Here is a 23,408-nt window from a genome sequence, read left to right on the forward strand (position 1 = left end):
TCCCTTAATAGAACTTTTTGGACTAGGTTTATCAATTTTTCAGTTTTTTAATTTTAAAAACTATTACTTTTCCGACATCTTGATAAAACATATCTGTTTTGTTACATGATATCATATTTTCAAAGTGCTATAATTTTAGTAGGAGAATAGTATATGAAATTAAATCACGACTTATCAAAAAAACATTCCATTCATTTTTTCTTTAAACTCCTACTTGTACTACTATTGATAAATATTTTAATCAATATTGCTATGAGTAACATAACCAGAAATTTTATTAAAAACCAAAATATAGTACACCTACGTAGTTCAATTGAAATTTATGCTGACTCTGTTAATGAAAAATTACATTCTGTAGAACGCTTTATGTACTCAACAATAACGCATAATGAATCTTTAGAGAAATTAAATCATGTACAAACGTTTCTTGAGTATCAAGAAAATCTTAAAAAAGTTCAAACTAGCTTTACAGAGTTTGAATATCAAAATGAAACTCATATGACATTCTTATTAGAAACCGATAGTACTGAACATTTTATAAACGTCTCCAATCTTTATATTCCATATGAAGATTATCTACTATTAAAATTAAATCTAAAATCATTGCGTAGTGATATAAGTGACCGTAAATGGAAAAATGTAACTACTAAAAACAGCGAATACTTAGTTAAATCTGTTCATTACGAAGGAAAAATCATTTATGCCGTCATATCTTCAGAAGATATCCTAAAACCTCTAAGAAAACTTAATATTGGAAATAATGGTAAACTTTCTCTAAAAGAGCCTAACAATATCCCCTCCGAAAACTACCTGATTCATGCTCAAAATGAAAAAACGCATTTACCTTTCGATATTTATGTTTTAGTCGATTATGCTGAAGTCTTTAGAAATATCACACTCTTAGAAGTATTTTTATCAGCTGTTCCTATCATTATCACCATTTTATCAATCATCATTATCCTTTATATTCGTCAGTGGATGATTAAACCTATAACAAGACTCACTGAACGACTTTCTCAACTTGGGGACTCCATCCCCCCTTCTGAATTTTTTATATCTGAAGGTATACTAGAAATTGATAAGGCAAATGATAAACTTAATAAAGTAATATTTGACATGCAAGAATTAAAAATACGAGAATACCATTCACAACTAGAACTTAAGAAGATTGAACTTAATTATCTTAAAAATCAAATCCGACCGCATTTCTACTTAAATATGTTATCAATGATTCATAGTATGCTTCAAACAAAAAACTATAAGGAAATTGAAGAGTTAACTATCCTAACTTCAAATTATCTCCGTCATTTATTTATGGCTAATCAAGATTTTTCAGAACTCAAAGATGAAGTTCAGCATATTAAAGATTATTTAGAAATACAACGAATTCGATATGGAAATAGCATCTACTTTTCACTAAACTACAATGATGACCTACAAAATACTCTTGTCCCATCATTACTTTTACAAACATTTATTGAAAACACAATCAAACACGGTTTTTCATTTCAGGATTTATTTACAATTTTACTATCAATAAAAAAAGTACAAACTGAGGACTCAGATTATATTCAGATTTGTATCGAGGATAATGGTCCAGGTTTCTCTGAAGAAATTTTATCAAAACTAAATCAGAAACAGTCTCTAATAACAGAAGATGGACATCATATTGGGATCACAAACACCATCGAACGTTTAAATCTTCTCTATCCTAATGACTATAGTATTGCATTTGAGAATAATGAGGAAGGTGGGGCTAAAATTCTTTTACTTATTCCATACAAGATTATAGATGGAGGTTATAATGAACATCTTATTAGTTGATGACGATCGCTTTATCATTGAAGCTTTACGAGAGAAAATAAATTGGGCTAAACTACACATTGACACTGTTTATGTTGCCTATAGCCTCACTCAAGCTCAAAATATTATTAGAGAGCATCCCATTGATCTCATGATAAGCGATATAGAAATGCCTCAAGGCAGCGGCCTCGAACTCTTATCGTGGATTAGAAATGAAAAATATGATATAAAAACAATTTTTTTAACCAATTACGCCGACTTCAACTATGCTCAAAAAGCAATTGAATTACAAAGCTTCGAATACTATCTAAAACCCATTAACTTTGAAAAATTAGAATTTATTATTCAAAAAGCCATTAGTAAAATTGAGAATCATAACTTAAACGGAAAAAATGATGCACTTTTACAAATAGAAGATAACTTCTGGTATGATTACCTTAGAAAACCTCAAATTTCTCGCATTGATGAGCTAGAAAATATAGCAAGCAAACAAGATTTTATTCTTCAAAAACACCAGTATTTTTTTCTTGCAATTTTAACAATCAATCTTAATGAAGAAGATTATTCTGCAGAAACTCCATCATGGACTTCTCAACTAAAAAGAGAACTTCAAAGAATTTCACAACCTTCTTATAAGCTGATAAGTCTATTCAAGATGGAAAGCCAGGTTGATCAATATGTTTGTCTCTTTAGAGTAGACTCATCCAAACGTAGTGACAAATTGGCATATGAGATTCATTCTCAAATTTCTAATAACTTTAGTAAATACTCAAACATTATATATAAGAGTTGCCATAAAATATCTGATATTTTATTTCATACCAAAGAACTCTACACTTATAATGAACAATATGTTTCTTATTGGAATACTATTACATGTGTTCCACATAGTTTTCCAACTTCCTTTAAAACAGAAACTCTTTCAATTACTTTTTTAGATAGCTTAAGTGAATACGAATTAAGAGAAAAAGTTAATTCACTTGCCTATAATTCTCAAATTCCTACTTTCACACTACAACAAATTTTACTAGATTGGACTCAACAAATAGGAATATATCTAGATCAAAATGGAATTTCAGCTCATAAATTATTCCAAAACAGCACTCATGATTTCCTATTCCAACGACGCTTTCATTCAATTGAATCTTTCCAGGATTACTTTGATTATTACTGGTCACATGCTAAGAAATTTGCAACAAACATTGAAAACCAGAAAAATAGTATTCAACGTATCGTCGAATACATAGATCATCACTACTATGAAGATATAAATCGTTCTATATTAGCAGATATGGTTTATCTCAGCGCAGATCATTTAGCTAGAATTTTTAAAAAAGAAACTGGAGAAACTCTTGTTAAATATATAACGGATAAGCGCATTAATGCTGCTAAATCTCTCCTATCTCAAACAAATATCTCGATATCACAAGTATCTTGTCAAGTAGGGTATGATAATTATTCTTACTTTACTAAAATTTTTAAACAAAGGACTGGGCTTTCTCCTGGAGATTACCGTAAAACTTATCAAAACAAAATGTAAGCAATCTAAATCATTGAAATGATAAGTAAAATTCAAGGTCTGTAGTAATTTTTGAAATTCTACAGTTTTTCCAAAGATAGCACCATAAACTTATTTGAAATTGCTGATAAGGTAACTTCTTAAAAAGTCAGTTTGAGAAAAACAGCCAGTAAATATTTCTAGGATAAAACGTATACTATCAAGCTTTTACACTTCTGATAGTATGCGCTTTTTATTTGAATACTTGCTACAAAACCTCACAAGATTTACTATCATGCCATACCAAAATGGACTATTTTTTAATTGCAGAAAAACACTATTTCTAAATACTTAGAAATAATAAAATAAATTCCGTTTTATTTCTAAATATTTGAAAATAATTTCTGTTTGTATTATACTATCTTTGAGGTATCTATTATGAACTATATCAAAAGACCACATTATTTAGACTTTTTAAGAAGACATCGTGACCGACAAATTATTAAGGTTGTGAGTGGAGTTAGACGAGCTGGTAAATCTGTGCTTTTTCAACTCTATAAAGAGGAGTTACTAACAACTGGCGTAGACGAAGATCAAATCATATCCATCAATTTCGAAGATTTGAGTTACTATGACCTGCGACATTTTCAAACATTATTCGCTTATATAAAAGAGCAGTTAGTTGGGGAGAAAACATACTATATCTTTTTAGATGAAATTCAACATGTTGAAAAATTTGAACTGGTAGCAGATAGTCTATTCATCTTGCCAAATGTTGACCTCTATTTGACTGGATCCAACGCCTACTTTATGAGTAGCCAATTAGCTACAAACTTGACTGGGCGTTATGTTGAGATAGAAGTTCTTCCATTGTCATTTGAAGAATACCTATCAGGTCAATCTCTCTCAGAGAATCTGAATACAACAGAAATTTTTAACAATTATCTCTTTAGTGCTTTCCCTTACTTATTGCAAACATCATCTTACGCTGAAAAAATTGATTATCTAAGAGGAATATATAACTCCATACTGTTAAATGATATTGTAACTAGATTAGGAAATCCAAATCCTACTATTATTGAACGCATTGTCCGAACCCTTCTCAGTAGTACAGGTAGCTTAATATCAACAAATAAGATTCGTAATACCCTGGTCAGCCAAAGTGTTTCAATCTCCCATAATACTTTAGAAAATTATTTGACGACTTTGACAGACAGTTTACTTTTTTATTCCGTTCCACGTTTTGATGTAAAAGGTAGAGCATTATTGCAACGCTTAGAAAAATATTATCCCGTTGATTTAGGTTTACGACACCTCTTATTGCCAGACCACAAAGAAGATATTGGCCATATCTTGGAAAATATTGTCTATTTGGAATTGAGACGTAGATATTCACAAGTATATGTTGGTAATTTAGATAAATATGAGGTTGATTTTGTTGTTGTAACTGATGTTGGTCACTACGCTTATTATCAAGTCAGTGAAACAACACTTGCTCCAGAAACACTAGAAAGAGAACTTAGACCACTAGAAGCCATTAAAGATCAATTCCCAAAATATCTATTAACAATGGATACGATTCAGCCAACAGCCAATTACAATGGTATTGAGAAGAAAAACATTATAGATTGGTTACTAGAAAAGTAGATAATCATAAATCATACAGCTAACTAGATTTGTAACAGTCTCTTATCAATGATTCTACCCAAATCCTAACAGGATATGAGGAATTTAGACCACACTATATAATACAGACACTTGAAGATAGAAATTGGGAATGTAATGGGATCTATAACTTCTGGAAGTACTATTATTACTCAAAATGATGAATCTCCATAGAATTAATGAAACTATAAATCAAACGGAACTATAATGAAAAAGAGGCCAAGCAATCAGGATTTAAAATCCTAAAAACGCATACTATCAGGTATGAAAAAACTTGATAGTATGCGTTTTATTATGGAAATATTTGCTTCATTTTCTCCTGAAATAGAGCTTTTGCTATCCTATTTTTCTCTATTAATAATGACTTACTTCAGCTTCTTACCTCTTAGAAAGAGCAACAAAAATATGAACTAGCAAAGTTTGGCATCATCAGTAATCCAGAACAATTTGTTTTTACATATATCGACACAAAAGGAAACATCAATAATCCTTTACATGCTGACTATCTAAACAATAAAATGAAAAGCATTAGAAAGCGACATAAAGAGCTGGCACACGCTATACCACACAAACTACGTCATACGGGAGCAACGCTCGCTAAACAGGCAGGAATGAACTTAGAAGCCATTTCCGAAGCCCTAACACACAGTGATACAGGTACAACACAGATTTATGTCAATACTTCTAATGTAGTCCCTATGGCAGTCGGTGAATTTGCCTTAAAGTCTCTAAAATAATAAGATGAAAATAAGGTAAACTTTGAGGTGAACTTTTCAAAAAAACACGAAAAAAGCACCCATAAGGTAAACTCTTGAGTGCTTTGAAACGTTGATAGTATCGTATTGATTAACGTTTTGAGAACTGTAATGCTTTACGAGCCTTTTTCAAGCCTGGTTTTATACATTTTTATTTCAACAAGTTTCGTTATTCCTTTAAAATCAACGTTTTCCCGTGTTTCCTGAAAATAAATTCACAACTAATTTGAATAAGTTTCAGTTAAATGGTGTGAATTTTACCCTATGGAAACATCTACCAAGTAATTTATATCTTCCAACTCTCCCTCATCAAACATTTGATAAAAAACATTTTATAAGGCAGCATTTACTTTATCACATTCATCAATTAATACAATTTTGGTTTCTCTGGACAATAAATCCTTAGCTTCTGTAAAAAATTTATTGCTGTCTATTGCTGTCTATTTATGAAAATAAATTACTTTTTTAGTGTACTCATAAATTACCCCTGCGTCACTTATCAATTATCACCTAACTCCCTCAACCTTTCCTGCCCTATCTTCAACATCTCTTTTTCCACCGTATTCCATTTTCCAAATAGGCATTCGTGCAGAACTTCTGCTGCTGAGATTTCGTCTACTTGCGAATCATAAACACATGATTGGTCTCTTTGATAAATTTGAATTTGACTAAAAAGTTTATCCTTTTCCAACTCCTGTAAGTTATCAACCAAATGTTCTACAATTCCATCATGGTGTGCTTTGGGAGTCGCTCTCGCTTGACTAGGCTCTATGGCGTAGAGCTCCTCATAACGTATCAAAGTACTGAGATAGGACAATTCAGGCTTAGTCGCAATCAGTGCAAGTGAGACTTGATAATCTCTAGTTGTCAATAATTGTGCTGTTTTCCGAGGAACTTCGGTTGTTCTCAATGTACCCTCGATTAATAAATGATAACCTTGTTTACTCAACTCATCTACAAGATATTCAACCATTTGTCCCGCGAATACTTTGGTATAATCCACACTATCTTTGCCATACTTTTCCTGTAGAGTAGGGTAGTTCGGATGAAAAGAGCGATAACTATCTCCATCAATGATAATGATATTTCCTTGAAATTCCCTTTGTTTAATACGATGAATCGTTGTCTTACCAGCACCACTCTGCCCACCAAGCAAAATAGCCTTGGGCTGAGATGAAGTTGTTTTTCCACGAGTTAAAGAACGAACGAGTCGATTAGAGGCTTTAATAAAGTCATCCTGGCTAAATTTATCTAATTTCATTAAGCCACCACCAGATGACCAGCTTGTTCTAGCACACGTTCAATACCATCCAAATAGCCATTATATCGCTCTACTTCCTCAAAAGTAGCAACAAGATAAATCTTCGTGTTAATCAAATCAGAAAGATCATCGCTCATTAGAACCCAAGGATTAGAACTATCATCAAATTCAATTACTTGTTCATCTTGAAAACGATAAAGTTGCGCTAAGACATTCGCTCCTCGTTCCTTTATCAATTCTATTTTTAATGTTAACTGATAATCTTCTACTGGTGTGAGCATTTTTTCCTCCCCTACGATATCGAGATAGGAAACATTAAATTTTTTGCAAATACGATCTACTAATTCTGTAGAAACTGAACTTGTTCCATTCTCATAACGGCTCAGGCTATTTCGAGAGATGCCAATAATCTTTGCGAATTCAGGTTGGGTGAGATCATGTGTTTTACGTAATGTTTTTATATTTTCTCCAATCATGAGAGCCCTCCTTTTATTTATTTCTATTATAGCAAAAAAAATATAAACGCACCATTTTTGGTGCACAAGAAATAAACTTTATTAAAAGTATTAATATCTCAGATTTATAGATTGAAGACTACATAATGAAAACTTTGAAAAGTACCGATATCATGCTGCTTCCCATAGTTTTTAAATTTTTAAGCAAAACAAAAAGGCACCCAAGAGATGACTCTTGAATGCTTTAAAACATTGATATAATCGTATTGATTAACATTTTGAAAATTTGCTAGCTTTACGAGCTTTTTTCAAGCATGGTTTTGGGTAACAAAAATCAAATATCTGTAAAAGCCTATTAAATTAAGCATTCAAACTTCATTTTCGTTGGAAATAAATACTTATAACCTAATCTTACAAGCAATGGATTATCATTAGATTACAAAAAATTCGTTTTCGGAGCTTATGTTATTGAGAAACAACATACTAGTAACCTCTACCTTCATAATTTATCAATAAATTTACACAATTCTCAACCTCAGTAATCAACTGCTTCTGGGTGTTGATATCATCGAGAGCATTATAAAGCTCTCTTATACGATCTGAAAAGTTTATATTTTTTGCTCTTTCACGTATTTCAGAAATACTTAGTTCAACTCCTTTTTTATCGTATTCAAACCAAATGGGTAAGGTTAATCTTGACATTTTTAACAAATGTTCTAGTTTTTCTTGTTTCGAATTGTGCACGATATTCAATAAGAAAACATTATAATTTATGTATGTAATTAATCTAGAAAAGAATGGGGAAATATTGAAAGAGTAGGACGTCAGAAAAATATCCATAGCTTGACTGAAATAGCCATAGATAATAAATCGGAAAAGTTCTGTATCATTCATATCTTGTGGGACTATATCTGAGTACTCAATTCGATATTGTTTCAAACGGTCTTTTATCGCTTGTGTAGGATCATCATAATCAAAGAGTAATATCTGCGACAAGTATTCATGTACGACCACAGTATCTATATTCTCGTACTTGTGTAAATTATTAAAATCAATGCCTTCTATAAAGAAGTTTTCAATAAACGGTCTGATATCAACTTTTTCTTTGTTGATAGTTGAACTAGAAAATCTTAGTGGTAATACGTAAAAATTTGGAATCTCTTTTTCTAATAAAACTATCAAATCATCTATTGACTCTACAATTTTTTCTTTTAATTTTTTGAAGTATCTTTCTATTTGATGTACTGTATTTCCTTTTTCCATTACTTCTAAATAGGATAGTATTGGATCGTCAAATATTTGATAATTCCCTAATGCAAAGAGGATGTTCTTATCTGAGTTATCTATATTAAATTTAGAAACTGCTGTATAAAAATATGTGTTCGAATTATTAAAGAGATATTGGCTACACATCTCTAATAATTTTTGTTTTCTAAACCAAAAATTTCTAATTTTATCTAAATGATAAGCTACATTCTCTAAGTCCAAGTCCCCTCTAACTCTCTTCAGTAACTCTAAATAGTCATTTTGTGATTGTCTTAGTCTATCTAGCATAAACTATCACCTTCTATTTGCTCACTTGGAATAGGAAACACTTCTTTAATCACTGATAGATGTTTTGTTAAAACCATCACTAGACCATGACTAACATCGGGCAATTTTTGAATATCGTCTACATCGGGAATACCGTGGAATTGGTGTCCAGCAGAGTTGCATTTCAAAATTGAGCTTTCTCTAATCGCTCCCCAAAGTCCATGTTCAAATTGAGAATCATAATCATAGTGATATTTATATAAATCATCTTCCTCAACTTGTTTAAACTTTTGTCTTATATTCCCTTTTCCGAAATATCTAGTATCCATATCTATAAATTCTTTATTTTGAAATTCAGATATTAGTAAATTCAGATATTCAAAATTAATATGAGAGTTTGTTAATTCAGGCTGATTTTCTATATAGCGTTCTGAAATTAGTTTATATCCACCAATACCATAATATTGATATTCTTCCCAAATATTTTTGTGTTTTTCTTCTTCGGCAATTAAATATTTTGTCATCACATAGTTTTCAATGCACGACCTTACTATGGAACGACCTGAAATCGTATATTGTAAATCATGATTCATTAATTCCAGTAACCGCTTATAAGAATAGGTTAGGATACTAGTCAAAACATAGAGTTTCTCGTTAAAAGGCTCTATACTTTGAATCATATCTCTGTAATATTTTAATGCCGAAGATACTGTCTCTTTTATCTTATTCAAATCTATAGCATTACTTCTATCCATAACAATTGAATATACCTCACAATCAGTTAGCTGACTAATATTATTCCAAAATCTTTTACTATAAGGATAATTCATATATTCGGACATTGATAAAGCTACCTCCATAGAGCGAATCTGAGGACGAATAATTCTCATTTCTGGATCCGATATATCTAAGTAAGGGTACTTACTTAATCCGTCTGCCATGTGTAACTGCGATTCTACAAATTTAATTTTTCCCTGTAGCATCTTGTAATACAGTAAAAAATATCTTACATCCGTTGATAATTGACTATATTGGTCAGATATTTCATTTACTACTTTAACAAGTATATCTAGTCTTTGATTAAAAGAGTGACTATTGCTGTATAAATTTTTACTCAAAACCTCTTCGCTATCAGGCAAAACTATTAAAAGCGGAGAAAATATTGATAAGTCGAAAGCAGAATTATCAGCACTTTTAGGCTATGAACCTTACGATAAAGTAGGCTATAATTCTGGTAATAGTCGTAATGGAACCTATTCATGGAAATTCAAGATTCAAATATTTGGGGTGAACTTTAGATTTTTCAAACAAAAAAGACATCCAAGAGTAAATTATTGAATGTCTGTAAACCTTGATATAATAGTATTGATTAACGTTTTGAGAATTGTGATGCTTTACGAGCTTTTTTCAAGCCTGGTTTGGAAAGTATGAGTTTCAGTTGGATTAAAAGTATTGCAATATCAAGCACTTGCAGAATTCATTCTGCTTTTTTATTTTAAAAAAATGAATGAGTTTAATTGAAATAGAGGAATTAGTTTAAATATTTTCTTTGCAATTAAAATTTACTAATAGTTTTCTTTCAATTATAGTATATAATAGAAGAAAATGGAGGTTCACAATAATAAAAGACGCTATCCTATCTGAAGATAGAAAATACTGTTACATACTTTCTCGTACTTGGGATGAGACAAAACCAACTGTTCTATTTATTGGATTAAATCCGTCTACGGCTGACGAAAAAACTGATGATCCTACAATTCGAAAGTGTATCAATTATGCTAAATATTGGGGTTATGGAAAAATCCTAATGGCAAATCTTTTTGCTTTCAGAAGTACTGATCCAAACAAGCTTAACCACGAAGCGGATCCAGTTGGACCAGAAAATGATTCTTATATCCTAAAATCTGCATCTGAAGTAGATTTAATTATTGCATGCTGGGGAAATCCAGGAAGACTTTTTAGTCGTGATAAAGAAGTTATTTCATTGATACCTAACTTACATTGCTTAAAGAGAAATAAAAATGGAACCCCTAGTCATCCACTCTACTTATCCAAAGACATAAAACCTTCCTCATACAAAGCATAGACCTTTAACTTTCCGAAAAATAAGTATTTTCCGGAAAGTTATTTTTTTACCAATATTTTGAAGTTATGATACAAAGAGATAACTTTATAATAAACTATTTTGGTGACAAATAATTACTTCTCTGTATAAAAACACGATAAATTTTAAGTAGATGTCTTTGGAACTTCTGTACTATATATTGTATGATATCTCAATTCAAAACAGTTCCCTAATATATTAGTTTTTGAGTAAATTAATTCATAAGCAGAGAGCTAAATTGATATCTTTATTTATTAATATTTATAAAATTTTTTTATTGTTTTATACGTATCATATTTTAAATACGATAAAGGCTCATTTCTAAATTTTTGATGATCTAAATACATGGCTTCGCCAAAAATCATTCTGTCAAACTGTTGCTCAGAGAGTAGATAATGATACCCAGGAGCTATTTTCTTTAATAGTCTTTTACGGTAATCTCTACAATACTTTTTCTCTTTATTAAACAAACGTTTTACATCTTCTGAATGAATTTCATATGCTTCATTTAATTTCAAAGTCTCTACATCAGGGGCTGTCTTCTGTACACTAATATTACCAGTAGGAAATTCAACTTTAAACTTCAGTTTTCTTTCAATTGCATTTTCTGGATCGAATGGACAACATGTCATATTATTAGAAGTTTTTTTAGTATGATTACAAACTGTGCAACTTGGAACTAAATTATATAATGATAGTGCAAAATATGGCACCTTACTTCGACTATAAAAATGATCAAACTGACGGCCCGACTCTCGTTCCCCCCTATTATTTATGAAGTTTCGATTACAATATGGACAAACTGTTAGTTTTAAAGCTTTAGATAATTCGATATTATTTTTCTTCTCTTTCCCTACTCTTTCTCCTGTAAAATGTTTATACTTAGCTTTGAATTCAATTATACTATTTTTATCTTTTTCTAGTCTTAAAATAATATTGGAATAAATATTATCCATATATTTTTTTATATTTATATCATCTATCTTAGCCAAGTCTTCATCACGCATTGCCTTAAAAAACTCAATCTTATTTTCAATTCCTTCAATACCAAATGGTTTTTTAAAATTATAATAGATGGATTTTAATCGTGTAAAATCCATAGTTAATAACTCTTCAAAATCTGATATTTCTTTCACACGACTTTTATCTAGATCATTATTTATCAGTTGAACTATATCTCTTTTCAACTGTTTATCAACTTTTCTTCCCATATATTTGGTATACTCTAAAACCTCTTTATACGGATAAGTTCCAATATAAATCATTCCAATTTCCTTCCTTCCAATTCCTTCAATTAAATTCAGAGTTTTTCAATCTCGCTTTGTCTTTTTTCTGGATAAAAGTTAATTTCATGAAATAGGTACCAAAAATAGTTCCGAAGTATTTCTTCTCCTATTGAGTCAATTAAACTGTGTAAAATTTCTTTAAATTCAGAGATATTATTTATTTCTCCTGTATTTGATACTCCTAAAATTTCTCTTAACTTATTACAATTCTCCTTAGTCAGTTCAAATTGTCTTTTCGAACTTAATTCATTTAAGAAGTTTGAAATATAAGCTAATTTATCGCTAACAAATTTTCCTTGAACATCATCCAAAAAAAACGAGTTATTAAACAATGTGTAAATATTTTGTCCGAAAGTTTTCTCCTGTAATTCTCCATCTCCAAGATAAATAATATCTTGATTTAATATATCTGAAAGAATTATCGGTGAGTGAGTGGTAATAATTACCTGAAGTTCCTGATCATCCGAACATAAAATTTCAGATATTAGAGGTAATACATCACTAATCCAAAGACGCTGCCACTCGGGGTGTAAGCCCAGATCAACCTCATCTATTAGCAATAACTTGTTCGGTATATTACCATAAATTTTCTTACCGGAATATAGCCTACCTAATAAGTTCAAAATAGACATTTCACCCGAACTAAGGCCGTCCCAAGAGAATGATAAGACACTAAATACTTCGTACAGAATATTGCAATCTTCTAAATTTGTTTCAGGGTAGAAAAATTCAATAACACTGTTGATAGTATTCAGATCATCTTCAGAATGCAGTTTGAATATTCTACCTGATTTAAGAAAATCATTAGAATTATCAGTAATTAAAGAATATACCTCAAAGAATTTTTTTACCTGAGTAGTGAATATATCAGATGTTATCTCACTAAGTAATTCATAAAATTTTTTAGTTACTGAAAAATTTGTAGAGTTAATTTCATTAAATAACACCTTAATTGGATCTTCATTTAATTCTTCTTTCAGTGAATTCAAGCTATCAGAAACTAATAATTCATCAAACAAAATAGAAATAAATTTTTTTCTTAATACACCCTTATATTTATTATGTGTTTCAAATAAGTCCTTTGCATTTTCAAACAAATAACTGTTGAAATATTTATCTTTTAGACTGTAAATTGCTTCTCCTTCATCAGAAAGACAGACTTTAATCTTTTTATTGTTAAAGTTAATTAACTCTGAAATTTTTTCTAGTTTTTTTGCAACCACAGCTATCTGATTTATTACATCATAGCGGTTTAATCCACTTAAGCTCATTTTTTGTAATAAATAGGAAGTTGATACATCATGACCAATTACATTTTCCCTAATAGGACCATATTCAATTGCAGATGAATACTTAATAATCGCAAAGCTATTATTGATATATCTAACACTCTTTCTATCTACGTTAAAATATGGTCTCACATTCGGTGACTTTTCAATTCCAAATTTTATTGTACCATCATTAAATAGAAGATCTACTCCTGCTCTATTTTGAAGTATACTATTCAAAAATCTAGTCTTTCCTATGCCATTTTTACCTACAATACAAGTTAACGAATTGATTTTATCATAATATTTAAATCTAAACCCTTCGTTTACCGTTGGGAATGACTTCTTTAGTGACTTAAAATAGATTTCATTTAATTTCATATTACACAATCTTCCTAATACATTCAAAATGACTTTGGATCATATATCGTTCTAAATTATTTAATAATTTTTTAATGTCAATATCAAGATACATTGCTCCCTGAAAGTTTCCCCTTACATCTTCTTTATCGATTATATTTCTAAAACCAACATTTTGATTATAAAGTTTTTCTATATGAGATATAGTTCCACGCGAGGGAGCAAATTGATTTGATTGAATTAAAATTTCAAAATTTTTTTTAACTGCATTATTCGGATCTGGAATAAATATCTGATATACTTCTTTAAAGAGTATTTTAAAAGGCCATCTTTTTCTTCCATTCCAAATAAAGTCCAGTTCTGTAGATGAAAAGCATAAAAAAACTTCTCCAAAGTAGACGGCGGCATTCTTATTCGTTATAAAAATCAAATCTCCTTTCTGAGGCTGTCTATTTGTAAATTTCCTATCCCTGTCACTATACCCCCAAATTGAATAAAAATCATTGTCATCTCCATTTATTTCGTTATAATGTTCGTTCTTCGTTCCTATGGCTCTCAGAATGTCTTCTTTATTGACTTTGTTCTCAATTGTATTTAAAATACCTGTAGTTAAACCAGTCCCTCCTGCCATAACCAAACCTTTACACGCCATAAATCCTCCAACTTAATATCTAATTTTTCACCAACTGTTTCAAAATTATTTATATTTCTTATATATAGAAGTTTCTATCATTAACTTTAATTTCATTTTCTGCATCCATTGAGGAACAACTTTGTTTAAATCCATATTGAGCTTTTTTCAGGCAAATTGAGTTGTTGCTTACCTGGTTCAATAGCTTGTGCAATTTCATCAAAGAATGGTTTTCAAAAAATTTTTTAGGTCATATTAATTAAAACCAACAGTTAGATTTTTATTGTCTAACTTTTGGGGTATATTTCAATTTTGCACGAGATGTTTTATTAGTATCATTAAAATAAAACATCATTTAATTTTCATTTAGTTTTTGAGATAAGCAGTCAATTCTGCAAATACGGTCTGAGTTTTCCAAATAATACATCATCCTTAGAAAAAAATAATCCCTTTTTATTACTAGATTTCTGGAAAATATTCTTATTCAACCTACCTTCTCCAGAAATTACATCCTCATATTCAACTATAGGTAAATCTGAATTTTCTATTGATTTAGAAGAACGTTTTACAACTTCCCCAAACTTCTTCTCTTCCCAAGGTTCATCATAGTTTACAAATCGATAACTTGGTTTCTTTGCCATATTGCTCCCTTTCTATTACTCAATTTTTGTACTTCTACACTTTAGATTTTCTTTATTGATTTCGATACTTCTATTTTGCTTGTCTCATTCGATGCGAATGTTTTTCCACTACAAACTGGAATTCGTATTCTCCTCCTACAACTCATGCACTAAACCCTTTGAGTTCTTGTTACAATTCTTTTGATAAACTATAAGCCATCTTCATCCTCCACTTCTACATGGCAAAAAGCCCACCAAAGAAATTGGCAGGTTTTAAAAAAAGATAAAAATATCAATTTATATGTCGGAATAGAACCTAGCCGCTTCATGAAGACACTTCCTTTCAGGATATGTAAGGCGTTACTAGTTCCAAAAAATAGTCCCCTCACCTCCTTCCATTGTATCATAAAAAATATTACTAGAAAAGGGCTTGAATTGATCCTTCAACTCTAACTATGATAAACTGAAGTTGATTTTATGTACTTAAATTTTCTTACTTTCGTGTTTTCCTTATCTACGTTAATTAAGAAATAAAAATAATGATTTCTGCCATCTTTTGTATTCTCTTTATTCAGTTTGAAATAGTTTTTCTGATTCAAGGCCATTGTCCGTAAAATATCGTCAATCAAAAACGTCAAAGGTACATCTTCTGAAAGTCTTCTTCAAACCGTATATAATATTCTGAAAAATAATCCATCTGTAATTTATTCTCATAGAGGTCTTTTCTACTCATATATTATACCCTCCACAGGCTGAATTTGTAAAATATCTTCAATCTGCACTCGTCTATATCCATCACTTGTTTTGACAGATATTTCTTTGTTTGACAGTTCCCTAATCATTCCATCTATAGTAAGTTTTTGAACTCTGTATTTCACAGTAAAACGTCCTTTTAATTGTCCAATATAGAGCTGAGAAAGGAATAAAAGTTTTTTATCTTTACTTAATCCAGGTGATATGTCTACTCTATTTCGCTCCTCGTAAAGAGAACTCGTATGTTCTGAAAGGAAAAAGCCCATCCACTTTTGTATACCTAGATCTTGATACTCTCTTGCTGATTGAAATGGTAAATAAGAACGGTCAATCATTTTAGTCCATCTAAACCTCCTGCTATCAGCTTACTTCTTGCTATAATTCTAGATGCACTATCAAGCGCATTAGCCTTAAGTAACGAAGTAAATCCAAACCGATCCCCAATAGAATCGATTGCTAGCTGGAGCCTTTCTTCTTTTTCAATTTTGTCAACATCATCAAAAAGTGAAATCAGACTAAAAGATTCATCCACTAGTCCTGAATAGTTGACTCCTACACTTCGGATTGCTCCCGAATTATATTTATTATGGAACAACTGTAAAACAAAGTTTATCAGTGTATCTGTATGATTTGTTGGTTCAACTTTTAATTGAGTATTAATAGAACGCTTATTTTCATATTTTGAGTACCCGAGATGTATTGAAACAACTGCCGTTTTTTTACCTGCTCGTCTTAAGCGAATAGCTACTTGTTCAGTCATCTCTCCAAGAATGATTTCAATATCTCTTTTCTTGTCATAGTCTCGTGGTAATACTTGAGAATTACCTAATCCTTTAGATTTAGGCTCATAAGGATTATGAACATTACTTTCATCTATTCTATTTGCATGAAACCATAATCGAAGACCAGCCACCCCAAGACTTTTCTTTAACATATCCGGATTTGTATTGGCTAAATCCTTAATCGAATAAATACTTAAATTATTTAATCGTTTTTCCATACGATATCCTATCCCCCAAAAATCAGTCATGTTAGGAATAGACCATACTTTATTTTCAACATCTTCATAAGACCAGTTAGCTCTCATAGTTGGAGTTTTCTTAGCTTCATTATCAAGTGCTAGTTTAGCAAGTAAAGGGTTCGCATTAGACATCCCTACTGTAGAATAAATCCCAGTACGCCTCCAAATATCTTTTTGAATTCTAGCTGAAATCATATCTAGTTTATCTTTACGAGAAATTTTCTAATCTGAAACAAAGTAATTAAGTGAGCTTGTCAAATCTATAAAACCTTCATCGATAGAGTATGGATAAATATCGTCTGGACTTCCATAGTTCTGAAATACTTGTTGGATTTCCATATTCACTGCAATGTACTCATCCATTCTTGGTGGGACAATAAATGTCACTTTAGCCCACTCTTCAATATATCTTACATATTCAGAGTCTGTGGGTAATCCCTGTTTCTTAGCATTATAATACGAGAACCTTCTTGTTTTGATATCAAATGGTAAATCATAAGAACGCCCTACATTTGATTTCCCAAATATTTTCTTAAACATGGGAGAAGATGCTAAAATAAGACCAGCTGAGTTATCTGCTCGACTCATAACACATAAAGAAGTCTTTAAAGGATGCAAGCCCCTCTCTACACACTCAACACTAGCGTAAAAAGATTTCATATCAACAAAAGCAATATCGCTTCTAGGTTCTTTTGAATAATCAAAATAGCCCACAACCTAACCCTCCATAGGTACAAAATTCCCAACAATGATTCCTACAACTCGTGGATCCTCGTCATAGGAGAGATAAATATCTTTGTATTTTGGATTAATAGAAACTAAGCGTAATCCTCCTTCTTCACGATAGACTCTTTTAATATAGGTTTGATTGTTGCATACAACTGCGTAAACGGCCCCATCAGAATCAAAACCAGTCTCTCGAATCAGAGCTACAGATCCATTATGATATTTTGGTTCCATTGAATCACCTGATACCCAAGAAGCAAAATCATGAGCTAACTCCTCATTAAAATAGACTGTATCAAAATTACGGTCACCATAAACAGAAGCACCAATACCTGCAGACATTCTTTCGTAAACATGATATTCAAAAAGTTTTTCTGAAATATATGTCACTTTTTTACTTTTCTCTTCTTCCAACAAGTCGTGAGCATAGGCTACTACTTTTTCTTTTCCGTTATTTGAAAGATTATTATATATCTGTACTATTTCAATCTCAGTAAAATATCCTACTGATACATTCAGAATCTTTTCTAATTGAGAGACCTTTTCTTTCGATGGTTCTTTTATTCCACGTTCCCAAGCTGAGTAAGCTTGAAACGTTATACCTAATTGGTCTGCAATTTCTTTTTGTGTCATACCAAGCTCTTTTCTACGAGCTTTAAGTTTTTCTGGTTGATACATTAAATTCACCTCACATTAATAATAATTGTAATTCAGCTTTTTTCCGTGCTTGTTCATCCGATAACTTCAAACTATCCCAAGCATATGCTATTTGTTTGCCCTTATTATACACTAACCAAATTTTCAAATGTTTAATATTTTCTTTTAAATTAGCCCAATTTTCTTGATGAAGTAACTCTGGTATCTCTTGACTAGAAACAAATCCCTTTTCATCAATTCGATTTCGAATCTGATTCATCAAAGAAGGTCCATATTGATTAAATTCTGCAATTATTTTTTCTTTGATTGTATGAAAGAAATTATGAATTGAAGCATTGTTTCTCTCAATATACTCTTCAACGGCCTCTTTAATTTGACCTTCTTTATCAGGAAAATGCTCACGCAATAAATCCAATAAACGAAAATACAAGGCTTGCTTTGAAACTTCTAGGCTATTTTGTACTTTTTGGAAACTTTCACAACTGTAATAAATTTTAGACAACAGCACAATATCGGGCATCAATACTACAGCTGAAAAGATATTAGCTTCTCTTTCTAATACATTTTCCTGATTGTCTACAGATTCAGTAAAACATGTACCACTATGGTTAAGAATAAAGTGCCCCAGTTCATGACACAGTGTAAAATTCTGCTTAACTTTTGGATTATCTCTTTCATAAGAAAAACTTATCCCATCTTGGTCAATTATTGTCAATCCTTCAATCTTATGATTCGTAAAATGATGATTCATAACTTGAATTTTATTTTTCTTAATACAATGCTGAAAAAAATCTCTAAAGTTATAGTCTAACAGTGTAGTATTATTATCCTTTATATACTGATACAGTCTCTGTTTTGTAACATTGCTTACTCTAGTATAAAATTCATCCAACGAATCATACCTCCTTTAGTACAGCGTAACAACTAAACCAAATTGGTTGAGTTTATTATACAAAAAAAGTGGACAATTGTCCACTAGAGGATGATTTATATAATTAATACTCTTAAAAAAATAACCGATACTAGATATCAAACTTTGCATTAGCATATTTTTTTGCTGTTTCATACTTATCGAAGACAAGATCTTTATTTAAATCTTTTACCGTTTCTAACGAATACTTAAAGCTCACTAAATCTGGATTATTTTTTCTTATTAAAAGATAAAAACAGCCAAATTTACATGTTTTTTCTTGTTTATATTTAGGAATTCTAATCCTAATTGAGTGCTTCATTCTACCTTTTATTTTATTACGATTACTTTTTAATATTACCGAATAGGACAATAAACAATCTTTATCTACAAAAACAGTAAAATAAACATCTGAAACATTTTCAATCTTTTGAGAACAAAATTTTTCTTCTTTTTTATCTGAGTTACTCAAATCAAAAAAAGGAACTTCTTGAATAGAAGGGCCTGGACCAGCACCTAAATTCACCTCGAAACGTCCTGTATCTCTATTGTACCTTCCTCCGCCTCTTGGAATGGAATGATTAGGATTTTCAAAATCAATTTCTAAAAAGACATACTCAGCATTTTTTTCAAATACATCTTTATAGTCTAGTAAATCGATTTTATATTGTCCGGTAACCACACCTGGTTCTATGAATAAACTAGGCGACGTAAACGATTCCAACGTAATCTTTTCTCTAGTTCCATCCTTAATTGCATTAATTGTAATTTTAATATCTCCTGTCTCACCCGCCTTATTCCCATTATTATAAGTTATTAATAAATATTTTTGTTGATCTACATAGAGTCCCCCGTCATATCTTATATCAGCTATCTCATTGGGTTCTTTTTTTATTTTATTCAATATTATGGATGATATCACTTCTTTATTTAAGCTTTTTACTGTGACTTTATTATAAATTAGATTTGAATATTGATTAGTTGAATCATTGACTAATTCAGGTACTCCATTAAAACTATTTACATTATATACTTCTTCAGCTTCAATTGAAATTTCCTTCCGACGATCATATTTATCCTTTAATAGATATAAAATAAGTGGCAAAATAAGTATTGTACATATAGCAGATATAGAAATATTTCCTGTGATTTTATTAATTAAAAATTCTATCATTTTTTCACCTTCTCTTTAATTCCTTCTTCCGCTTTTCCATAAACTCAATCAACTCTTTCTTGAAAATTTCCTTTTCCTCATCAGTTAATCCTGTTGAATTCATACGAAAAAGCAATTCGATATTATCTAAACCATCACCTTGCTCCACTGTATCTTGTTTACCTGAGAGATAGTCAATACTCACTTCAAAAAAAATGTGCAATGTCATTCAATTTTTCAAGTGATGGTGTTACTTTTCCATTCTCCTATCGAGCATAGCTTTGTTGACTAATATTTAATTTCTTCGCTAATTCAGTTTGAGTTAAACCAGCACTTAATCGTAATGATTTCAGTTGTTCCGCAAGATTCATCTTTTTTACTCAAAATATTTTTAAATTTGTTTACAAAACACTTGATAATACATCATATGTGATGTACTAAATTTCAAAAAAATATCAGACTTTTGAAGTTATTATCTGATCTTTGAAAATTTAATAAAAAGTGCGTCTGACAACCAGAGAACTGATTACCAAAACTACACTAAACTTCGTGCCTTTATTGTAATTGTTTTGGAAAGAAAAGTCAAGTCCCTAAATGGTTGAAGTGAAGATATAAAACATTTTTGTGGGCTTCCACGAATTTCGGACTTTCGCACTTTTCCGAATAGTAAAGTGAACTGGCTTCGCCAAAGGGCGTAAGAGAACCCAATGGGTATGATAATGACTACCTATTGAGATTAGCTGGGAAAGCTATGGTAATTGATGCAAAGCACCTTGCTAAACGTTGCCACCGTGAAGGAGGAATTCTTCAATCCAAATAACTTTTCTTTACTGCTGTCTATCTACCTCGATAGACTCACTATCAAGCTACTAAGTCCATTTTCTTAGTAGCTTTTTTACTTTTACAATAAAGGAGGAAACTATGACAAACTTTTTTCGCACTACATGTCAAAGACTTTACGATAATTACACATTTACCTATAGAATCTTCAGTTCATCTAATAAACTAATCGCACAACTATACACTCAAGCTTTGAATAACTTAGAGTCTTTAGCAAAGAAATCACTTATTACAGGATTTTCTCATGCTGAAGTGGAATTCTATACTAGAAATGTTTAAACGTAAACTTTCTATCCACTATTACTCAAGAGTAAAGCAGTTAGCTTAGCTCTTTTTATTTTACAATCAGAAAGGAAAATACTTATGATCCCAGAAACTTTAAAAATGAAATCAGAATTTATCGGTCCAGCTTACTACGAAAAATTGGGGAATGCTCCACGCTATGTCTTTGGTAAGGAAGGAAAGTACCAAAGACATATTTTAAATAGTGAAACTCATGGTGCCTTTCACGTTATTACAACGGCTTCTACAACAGTCTTTCCAGAAGATGCTCTTGTTGAAGCAGTTAATCCTATTTTCTTATCGGACACTTCGCTGAATGGAAATTCTGTGGTACCTGCTCTCAATGTTTTTACTGAGAAGCTAGTACTCAAAAAATAACAAAATAAAGGAGAAAATAAAATAGCTAAAACTGGATTAAACTATGGAATCTATAAAGCACTAACGCATAGTGACACGATTACAACAAGGACTTATGTCAACACCTCTAATGTAGTTCCTATGGCAGTTGGTGAATTTGCTTTAAAGTCTCTAAAACAATAAGATAAAAATAAGGTGAACTTTGAGGTAAACTTTTTAAAAAAACACGAAAAAAGCACCCATAAGGTAAACTTTTGAGTGCTTTGAAACGTTGATATAATCGTATTGATTAACGTTTTGAGGCAACTGACCTTGTCAGTCTGCAGCCACATTTGTAAGCGACTAAATTCTCAACAACTGTGTCAATTGCACCAATTTAGTAAGAAATTACAAAAAAGAACACCCCGAAAGGTGCTCTCTGTAAGTATAGTAATTCTTTCGAATTAACGTTTTGAGAATTGTGATGCTTTACGAGCTTTCTTAAGACCTGGTTTCTTACGTTCAACTTTACGTGAGTCACGTGTAAGAAGTCCTGCGCGTTTCAATGAATCGCGGAAGTCTGGGTCTACTTGAAGAAGGGCACGAGCGATACCGTGACGGATAGCTCCTGATTGACCAGCGTATCCACCACCTACAACGTTAACGAAAACGTCGTATGAACCTACAGTTGAAGTAACTGCGAATGGTTGGTTGATGACAAGACGAAGGTCAGCGTGTGGGATGTACTCTTCAACATCTTTTTTGTTAACAGTGATTTTACCAGTTCCTGGAACAAGGCGAACGCGTGCAACAGCGTTTTTACGACGTCCAGTACCTGCATATTGTGCTTGTGACATACTTTATTGTTCCTTTCCTTAGATAAGTCCTGAAATGTCAAGAACTTCTGGTTGTTGTGCAGCGTGAGTGTGCTCAGCTCCAACAAATACTTTCAACTTCATACCTTGAGCGCGTCCAAGTGTATTGTGTGGAAGCATACCTTTAACTGATTTCTCGATCAAACGTACTGCATTTTTAGAACGAAGTTCACCTGCAGAGATTTGTTTCAATCCACCTGGGTGGTTTGAGTGAGTGTAGTAGATTTTATCAGTTGCTTTTTTACCAGTCAATTTAACTTTTTCAGCATTGATAACAATCACAAAGTCACCTGTATCAGTGTGTGGTGTAAATGTTGGTTTGTTTTTTCCGCGAAGTACGCTAGCAACTACTGCAGAAAGACGTCCAAGTGGTACATCAGTTGCGTCAACTACGTACCATTTACGTTCAACTTGGCCTGGTTTAGCCATAAATGTTGTTTTGTTCATGATTTCTCCTATATATAGTTCGATTTTTGTTTACGGTGATGGGTGTTCCTTCCCATCGAAAAGTATTTGGAAGGTTCCGGGGCCTTTCAAATGGGGTAAACAATACCGCCTACTATGATACCAAATTTCACCCCTAAAAGTCAATAGATATGAAAAATATTTTTCTGAA

At 31.4% G+C, this 23,408-nt stretch carries 20 protein-coding genes and 6 pseudogenes; 8 read left to right on the plus strand and 18 right to left on the minus strand.

Going from position 1 to position 23,408, the window contains the following annotated elements; translation table 11 throughout:
• The first annotated feature begins 153 nt into the window (after positions 1 to 153).
• From O3601_RS02455 to O3601_RS02470, 4 genes and pseudogenes are all read left to right on the plus strand, one after another.
• On the plus strand, positions 154 to 1,824 hold the full coding sequence (locus tag O3601_RS02455) for a sensor histidine kinase (protein ID WP_371470900.1): 1,671 nt from the start codon (positions 154 to 156) through the stop codon (positions 1,822 to 1,824).
• Entirely contained in the window at positions 1,805 to 3,343 is a 1,539-nt protein-coding gene (locus O3601_RS02460) for a response regulator (RefSeq protein ID WP_371470903.1), read from the plus strand. Before O3601_RS02455 ends, O3601_RS02460 begins: the two co-directional genes overlap by 20 nt.
• Before the next feature lie 396 nt (positions 3,344 to 3,739).
• Positions 3,740 to 4,948, plus strand: coding sequence for an ATP-binding protein (locus O3601_RS02465; RefSeq protein ID WP_371470906.1), 1,209 nt, complete (start codon positions 3,740 to 3,742; stop codon positions 4,946 to 4,948).
• A 365-nt stretch (positions 4,949 to 5,313) separates the two neighbouring features.
• Positions 5,314 to 5,703, plus strand: a pseudogene (locus O3601_RS02470) (tyrosine-type recombinase/integrase); the annotation flags it as partial.
• A 284-nt stretch (positions 5,704 to 5,987) separates the two neighbouring features.
• On the opposite strand, the pseudogene O3601_RS02475 reads toward O3601_RS02470, so the two are convergent.
• The 5 genes and pseudogenes from O3601_RS02475 to O3601_RS02495 all read right to left on the minus strand — a co-directional run.
• Positions 5,988 to 6,128: pseudogene (locus tag O3601_RS02475) on the minus strand (ATP-dependent Clp protease ATP-binding subunit); the annotation flags it as partial.
• A gap of 92 nt (positions 6,129 to 6,220) precedes the next feature.
• Positions 6,221 to 6,982 (minus strand): type II toxin-antitoxin system toxin PezT, encoded by a 762-nt coding sequence (gene pezT / locus O3601_RS02480; RefSeq protein ID WP_261054534.1) that lies wholly within the window; start codon positions 6,980 to 6,982, stop codon positions 6,221 to 6,223.
• Positions 6,982 to 7,458 carry a type II toxin-antitoxin system antitoxin PezA gene (pezA, locus tag O3601_RS02485; protein WP_261054535.1) on the minus strand — a complete coding sequence of 159 codons (477 nt, stop codon included), beginning with the start codon at positions 7,456 to 7,458 and terminating at the stop codon, positions 6,982 to 6,984. The genes pezT and pezA overlap by 1 nt, the downstream gene beginning before the upstream one ends.
• Before the next feature lie 462 nt (positions 7,459 to 7,920).
• Positions 7,921 to 8,991 (minus strand): hypothetical protein, encoded by a 1,071-nt coding sequence (locus O3601_RS02490; protein WP_371470909.1) that lies wholly within the window; start codon positions 8,989 to 8,991, stop codon positions 7,921 to 7,923.
• Positions 8,985 to 9,911, minus strand: coding sequence for a DUF5677 domain-containing protein (locus tag O3601_RS02495; RefSeq protein ID WP_371470911.1), 927 nt, complete (start codon positions 9,909 to 9,911; stop codon positions 8,985 to 8,987). The genes O3601_RS02490 and O3601_RS02495 overlap by 7 nt, the downstream gene beginning before the upstream one ends.
• A 154-nt stretch (positions 9,912 to 10,065) precedes the next feature.
• Here O3601_RS02495 and O3601_RS02500 point away from each other — a divergent pair, with 154 nt between their 5' ends.
• Entirely contained in the window at positions 10,066 to 10,308 is a 243-nt protein-coding gene (locus O3601_RS02500) for a hypothetical protein (RefSeq protein WP_371470967.1), read from the plus strand.
• 280 nt (positions 10,309 to 10,588) lie between these two features.
• Positions 10,589 to 11,056, plus strand: a complete 468-nt coding sequence (locus O3601_RS02505) for a DUF1643 domain-containing protein (RefSeq protein WP_371470964.1) — start codon at positions 10,589 to 10,591, stop codon at positions 11,054 to 11,056.
• A gap of 272 nt (positions 11,057 to 11,328) precedes the next feature.
• Here O3601_RS02505 and O3601_RS02510 read toward each other — a convergent pair whose 3' ends face one another.
• The 11 genes and pseudogenes from O3601_RS02510 to O3601_RS02560 form a co-directional block, all read right to left on the minus strand.
• Complete coding sequence (locus O3601_RS02510; protein ID WP_371470913.1) at positions 11,329 to 12,339, minus strand: hypothetical protein; 1,011 nt, start codon at positions 12,337 to 12,339, stop codon at positions 11,329 to 11,331.
• 35 nt (positions 12,340 to 12,374) lie between these two features.
• Positions 12,375 to 14,009: an AAA family ATPase gene (locus O3601_RS02515; protein ID WP_371470915.1), complete on the minus strand. Its 1,635-nt coding sequence runs from the start codon at positions 14,007 to 14,009 to the stop codon at positions 12,375 to 12,377.
• A gap of 1 nt (position 14,010) precedes the next feature.
• Entirely contained in the window at positions 14,011 to 14,640 is a 630-nt protein-coding gene (locus O3601_RS02520; RefSeq protein ID WP_371470917.1) for a hypothetical protein, read from the minus strand.
• 365 nt (positions 14,641 to 15,005) lie between these two features.
• On the minus strand, positions 15,006 to 15,260 hold the full coding sequence (locus tag O3601_RS02525) for a hypothetical protein (RefSeq protein WP_371470920.1): 255 nt from the start codon (positions 15,258 to 15,260) through the stop codon (positions 15,006 to 15,008).
• 428 nt (positions 15,261 to 15,688) lie between these two features.
• Positions 15,689 to 15,972 (minus strand): annotated as a pseudogene (locus O3601_RS02530) (DUF5960 family protein).
• Positions 15,965 to 16,327 carry a hypothetical protein gene (locus O3601_RS02535; RefSeq protein WP_371470922.1) on the minus strand — a complete coding sequence of 121 codons (363 nt, stop codon included), beginning with the start codon at positions 16,325 to 16,327 and terminating at the stop codon, positions 15,965 to 15,967. The pseudogene O3601_RS02530 and the gene O3601_RS02535 overlap by 8 nt, the downstream one beginning before the upstream one ends.
• Positions 16,324 to 17,727 (minus strand): annotated as a pseudogene (locus tag O3601_RS02540) (Y-family DNA polymerase). Before O3601_RS02540 ends, O3601_RS02535 begins: the two are co-directional and overlap by 4 nt.
• A gap of 3 nt (positions 17,728 to 17,730) precedes the next feature.
• Positions 17,731 to 18,417 (minus strand): XRE family transcriptional regulator, encoded by a 687-nt coding sequence (locus O3601_RS02545; RefSeq protein ID WP_371470924.1) that lies wholly within the window; start codon positions 18,415 to 18,417, stop codon positions 17,731 to 17,733.
• A 10-nt stretch (positions 18,418 to 18,427) separates the two neighbouring features.
• The gene (locus O3601_RS02550; protein WP_371470927.1) at positions 18,428 to 19,288 is read right to left on the minus strand and encodes an ImmA/IrrE family metallo-endopeptidase; all 861 of its coding nucleotides are present in this window, start codon (positions 19,286 to 19,288) and stop codon (positions 18,428 to 18,430) included.
• Positions 19,289 to 19,418: 130 nt separating this feature from the next.
• Entirely contained in the window at positions 19,419 to 20,480 is a 1,062-nt protein-coding gene (locus O3601_RS02555; protein ID WP_371470930.1) for a hypothetical protein, read from the minus strand.
• Between the two features lie 4 nt (positions 20,481 to 20,484).
• Positions 20,485 to 20,830 (minus strand): annotated as a pseudogene (locus tag O3601_RS02560) (helix-turn-helix domain-containing protein).
• Positions 20,831 to 21,662: 832 nt separating this feature from the next.
• Here O3601_RS02560 and O3601_RS02565 point away from each other — a divergent pair.
• Positions 21,663 to 21,959 carry a cytoplasmic protein gene (locus tag O3601_RS02565; RefSeq protein WP_371470932.1) on the plus strand — a complete coding sequence of 99 codons (297 nt, stop codon included), beginning with the start codon at positions 21,663 to 21,665 and terminating at the stop codon, positions 21,957 to 21,959.
• Positions 21,960 to 22,007: 48 nt separating this feature from the next.
• Positions 22,008 to 22,121: pseudogene (locus O3601_RS02570) on the plus strand (site-specific integrase); the annotation flags it as partial.
• Positions 22,122 to 22,381: 260 nt separating this feature from the next.
• Here O3601_RS02570 and rpsI read toward each other — a convergent pair.
• Together rpsI and rplM are read right to left on the minus strand one after the other, a co-directional pair.
• On the minus strand, positions 22,382 to 22,774 hold the full coding sequence (gene rpsI, locus O3601_RS02575) for a 30S ribosomal protein S9 (RefSeq protein ID WP_000075973.1): 393 nt from the start codon (positions 22,772 to 22,774) through the stop codon (positions 22,382 to 22,384).
• Positions 22,775 to 22,792: 18 nt separating this feature from the next.
• Entirely contained in the window at positions 22,793 to 23,239 is a 447-nt protein-coding gene (rplM, locus tag O3601_RS02580) for a 50S ribosomal protein L13 (protein WP_001044624.1), read from the minus strand.
• Positions 23,240 to 23,408: the final 169 nt, after the last annotated feature.

Origin of the sequence: Streptococcus sp. 20925_1_69 (assembly GCF_041432365.1) — a bacterium.
Lineage (GTDB): Bacteria > Bacillota > Bacilli > Lactobacillales > Streptococcaceae > Streptococcus.

What these genes read in the sequence shown, in the direction of transcription:
- O3601_RS02545 (WP_371470924.1), bottom strand. Translation starts at nt 18,417, where the DNA reads ATGTATCAACCAGAAAAACTTAAAGCTCGTAGAAAAGAGCTTGGTATG.
- O3601_RS02565 (WP_371470932.1), top strand. Translation starts at nt 21,663, where the DNA reads ATGATCCCAGAAACTTTAAAAATGAAATCAGAATTTATCGGTCCAGCT.
- rplM (WP_001044624.1), bottom strand. Translation starts at nt 23,239, where the DNA reads ATGAACAAAACAACATTTATGGCTAAACCAGGCCAAGTTGAACGTAAA.
- pezA (WP_261054535.1), bottom strand. Translation starts at nt 7,458, where the DNA reads ATGATTGGAGAAAATATAAAAACATTACGTAAAACACATGATCTCACC.
- O3601_RS02465 (WP_371470906.1), top strand. Translation starts at nt 3,740, where the DNA reads ATGAACTATATCAAAAGACCACATTATTTAGACTTTTTAAGAAGACAT.
- O3601_RS02495 (WP_371470911.1), bottom strand. Translation starts at nt 9,911, where the DNA reads ATGGCAGACGGATTAAGTAAGTACCCTTACTTAGATATATCGGATCCA.
- O3601_RS02555 (WP_371470930.1), bottom strand. Translation starts at nt 20,480, where the DNA reads ATGATAGAATTTTTAATTAATAAAATCACAGGAAATATTTCTATATCT.
- O3601_RS02460 (WP_371470903.1), top strand. Translation starts at nt 1,805, where the DNA reads ATGAACATCTTATTAGTTGATGACGATCGCTTTATCATTGAAGCTTTA.
- O3601_RS02525 (WP_371470920.1), bottom strand. Translation starts at nt 15,260, where the DNA reads ATGGCAAAGAAACCAAGTTATCGATTTGTAAACTATGATGAACCTTGG.
- O3601_RS02510 (WP_371470913.1), bottom strand. Translation starts at nt 12,339, where the DNA reads ATGATTTATATTGGAACTTATCCGTATAAAGAGGTTTTAGAGTATACC.
- O3601_RS02490 (WP_371470909.1), bottom strand. Translation starts at nt 8,991, where the DNA reads ATGCTAGATAGACTAAGACAATCACAAAATGACTATTTAGAGTTACTG.
- O3601_RS02535 (WP_371470922.1), bottom strand. Translation starts at nt 16,327, where the DNA reads ATGATTGACCGTTCTTATTTACCATTTCAATCAGCAAGAGAGTATCAA.
- O3601_RS02515 (WP_371470915.1), bottom strand. Translation starts at nt 14,009, where the DNA reads ATGAAATTAAATGAAATCTATTTTAAGTCACTAAAGAAGTCATTCCCA.
- rpsI (WP_000075973.1), bottom strand. Translation starts at nt 22,774, where the DNA reads ATGTCACAAGCACAATATGCAGGTACTGGACGTCGTAAAAACGCTGTT.
- pezT (WP_261054534.1), bottom strand. Translation starts at nt 6,982, where the DNA reads ATGAAATTAGATAAATTTAGCCAGGATGACTTTATTAAAGCCTCTAAT.
- O3601_RS02455 (WP_371470900.1), top strand. Translation starts at nt 154, where the DNA reads ATGAAATTAAATCACGACTTATCAAAAAAACATTCCATTCATTTTTTC.
- O3601_RS02520 (WP_371470917.1), bottom strand. Translation starts at nt 14,640, where the DNA reads ATGGCGTGTAAAGGTTTGGTTATGGCAGGAGGGACTGGTTTAACTACA.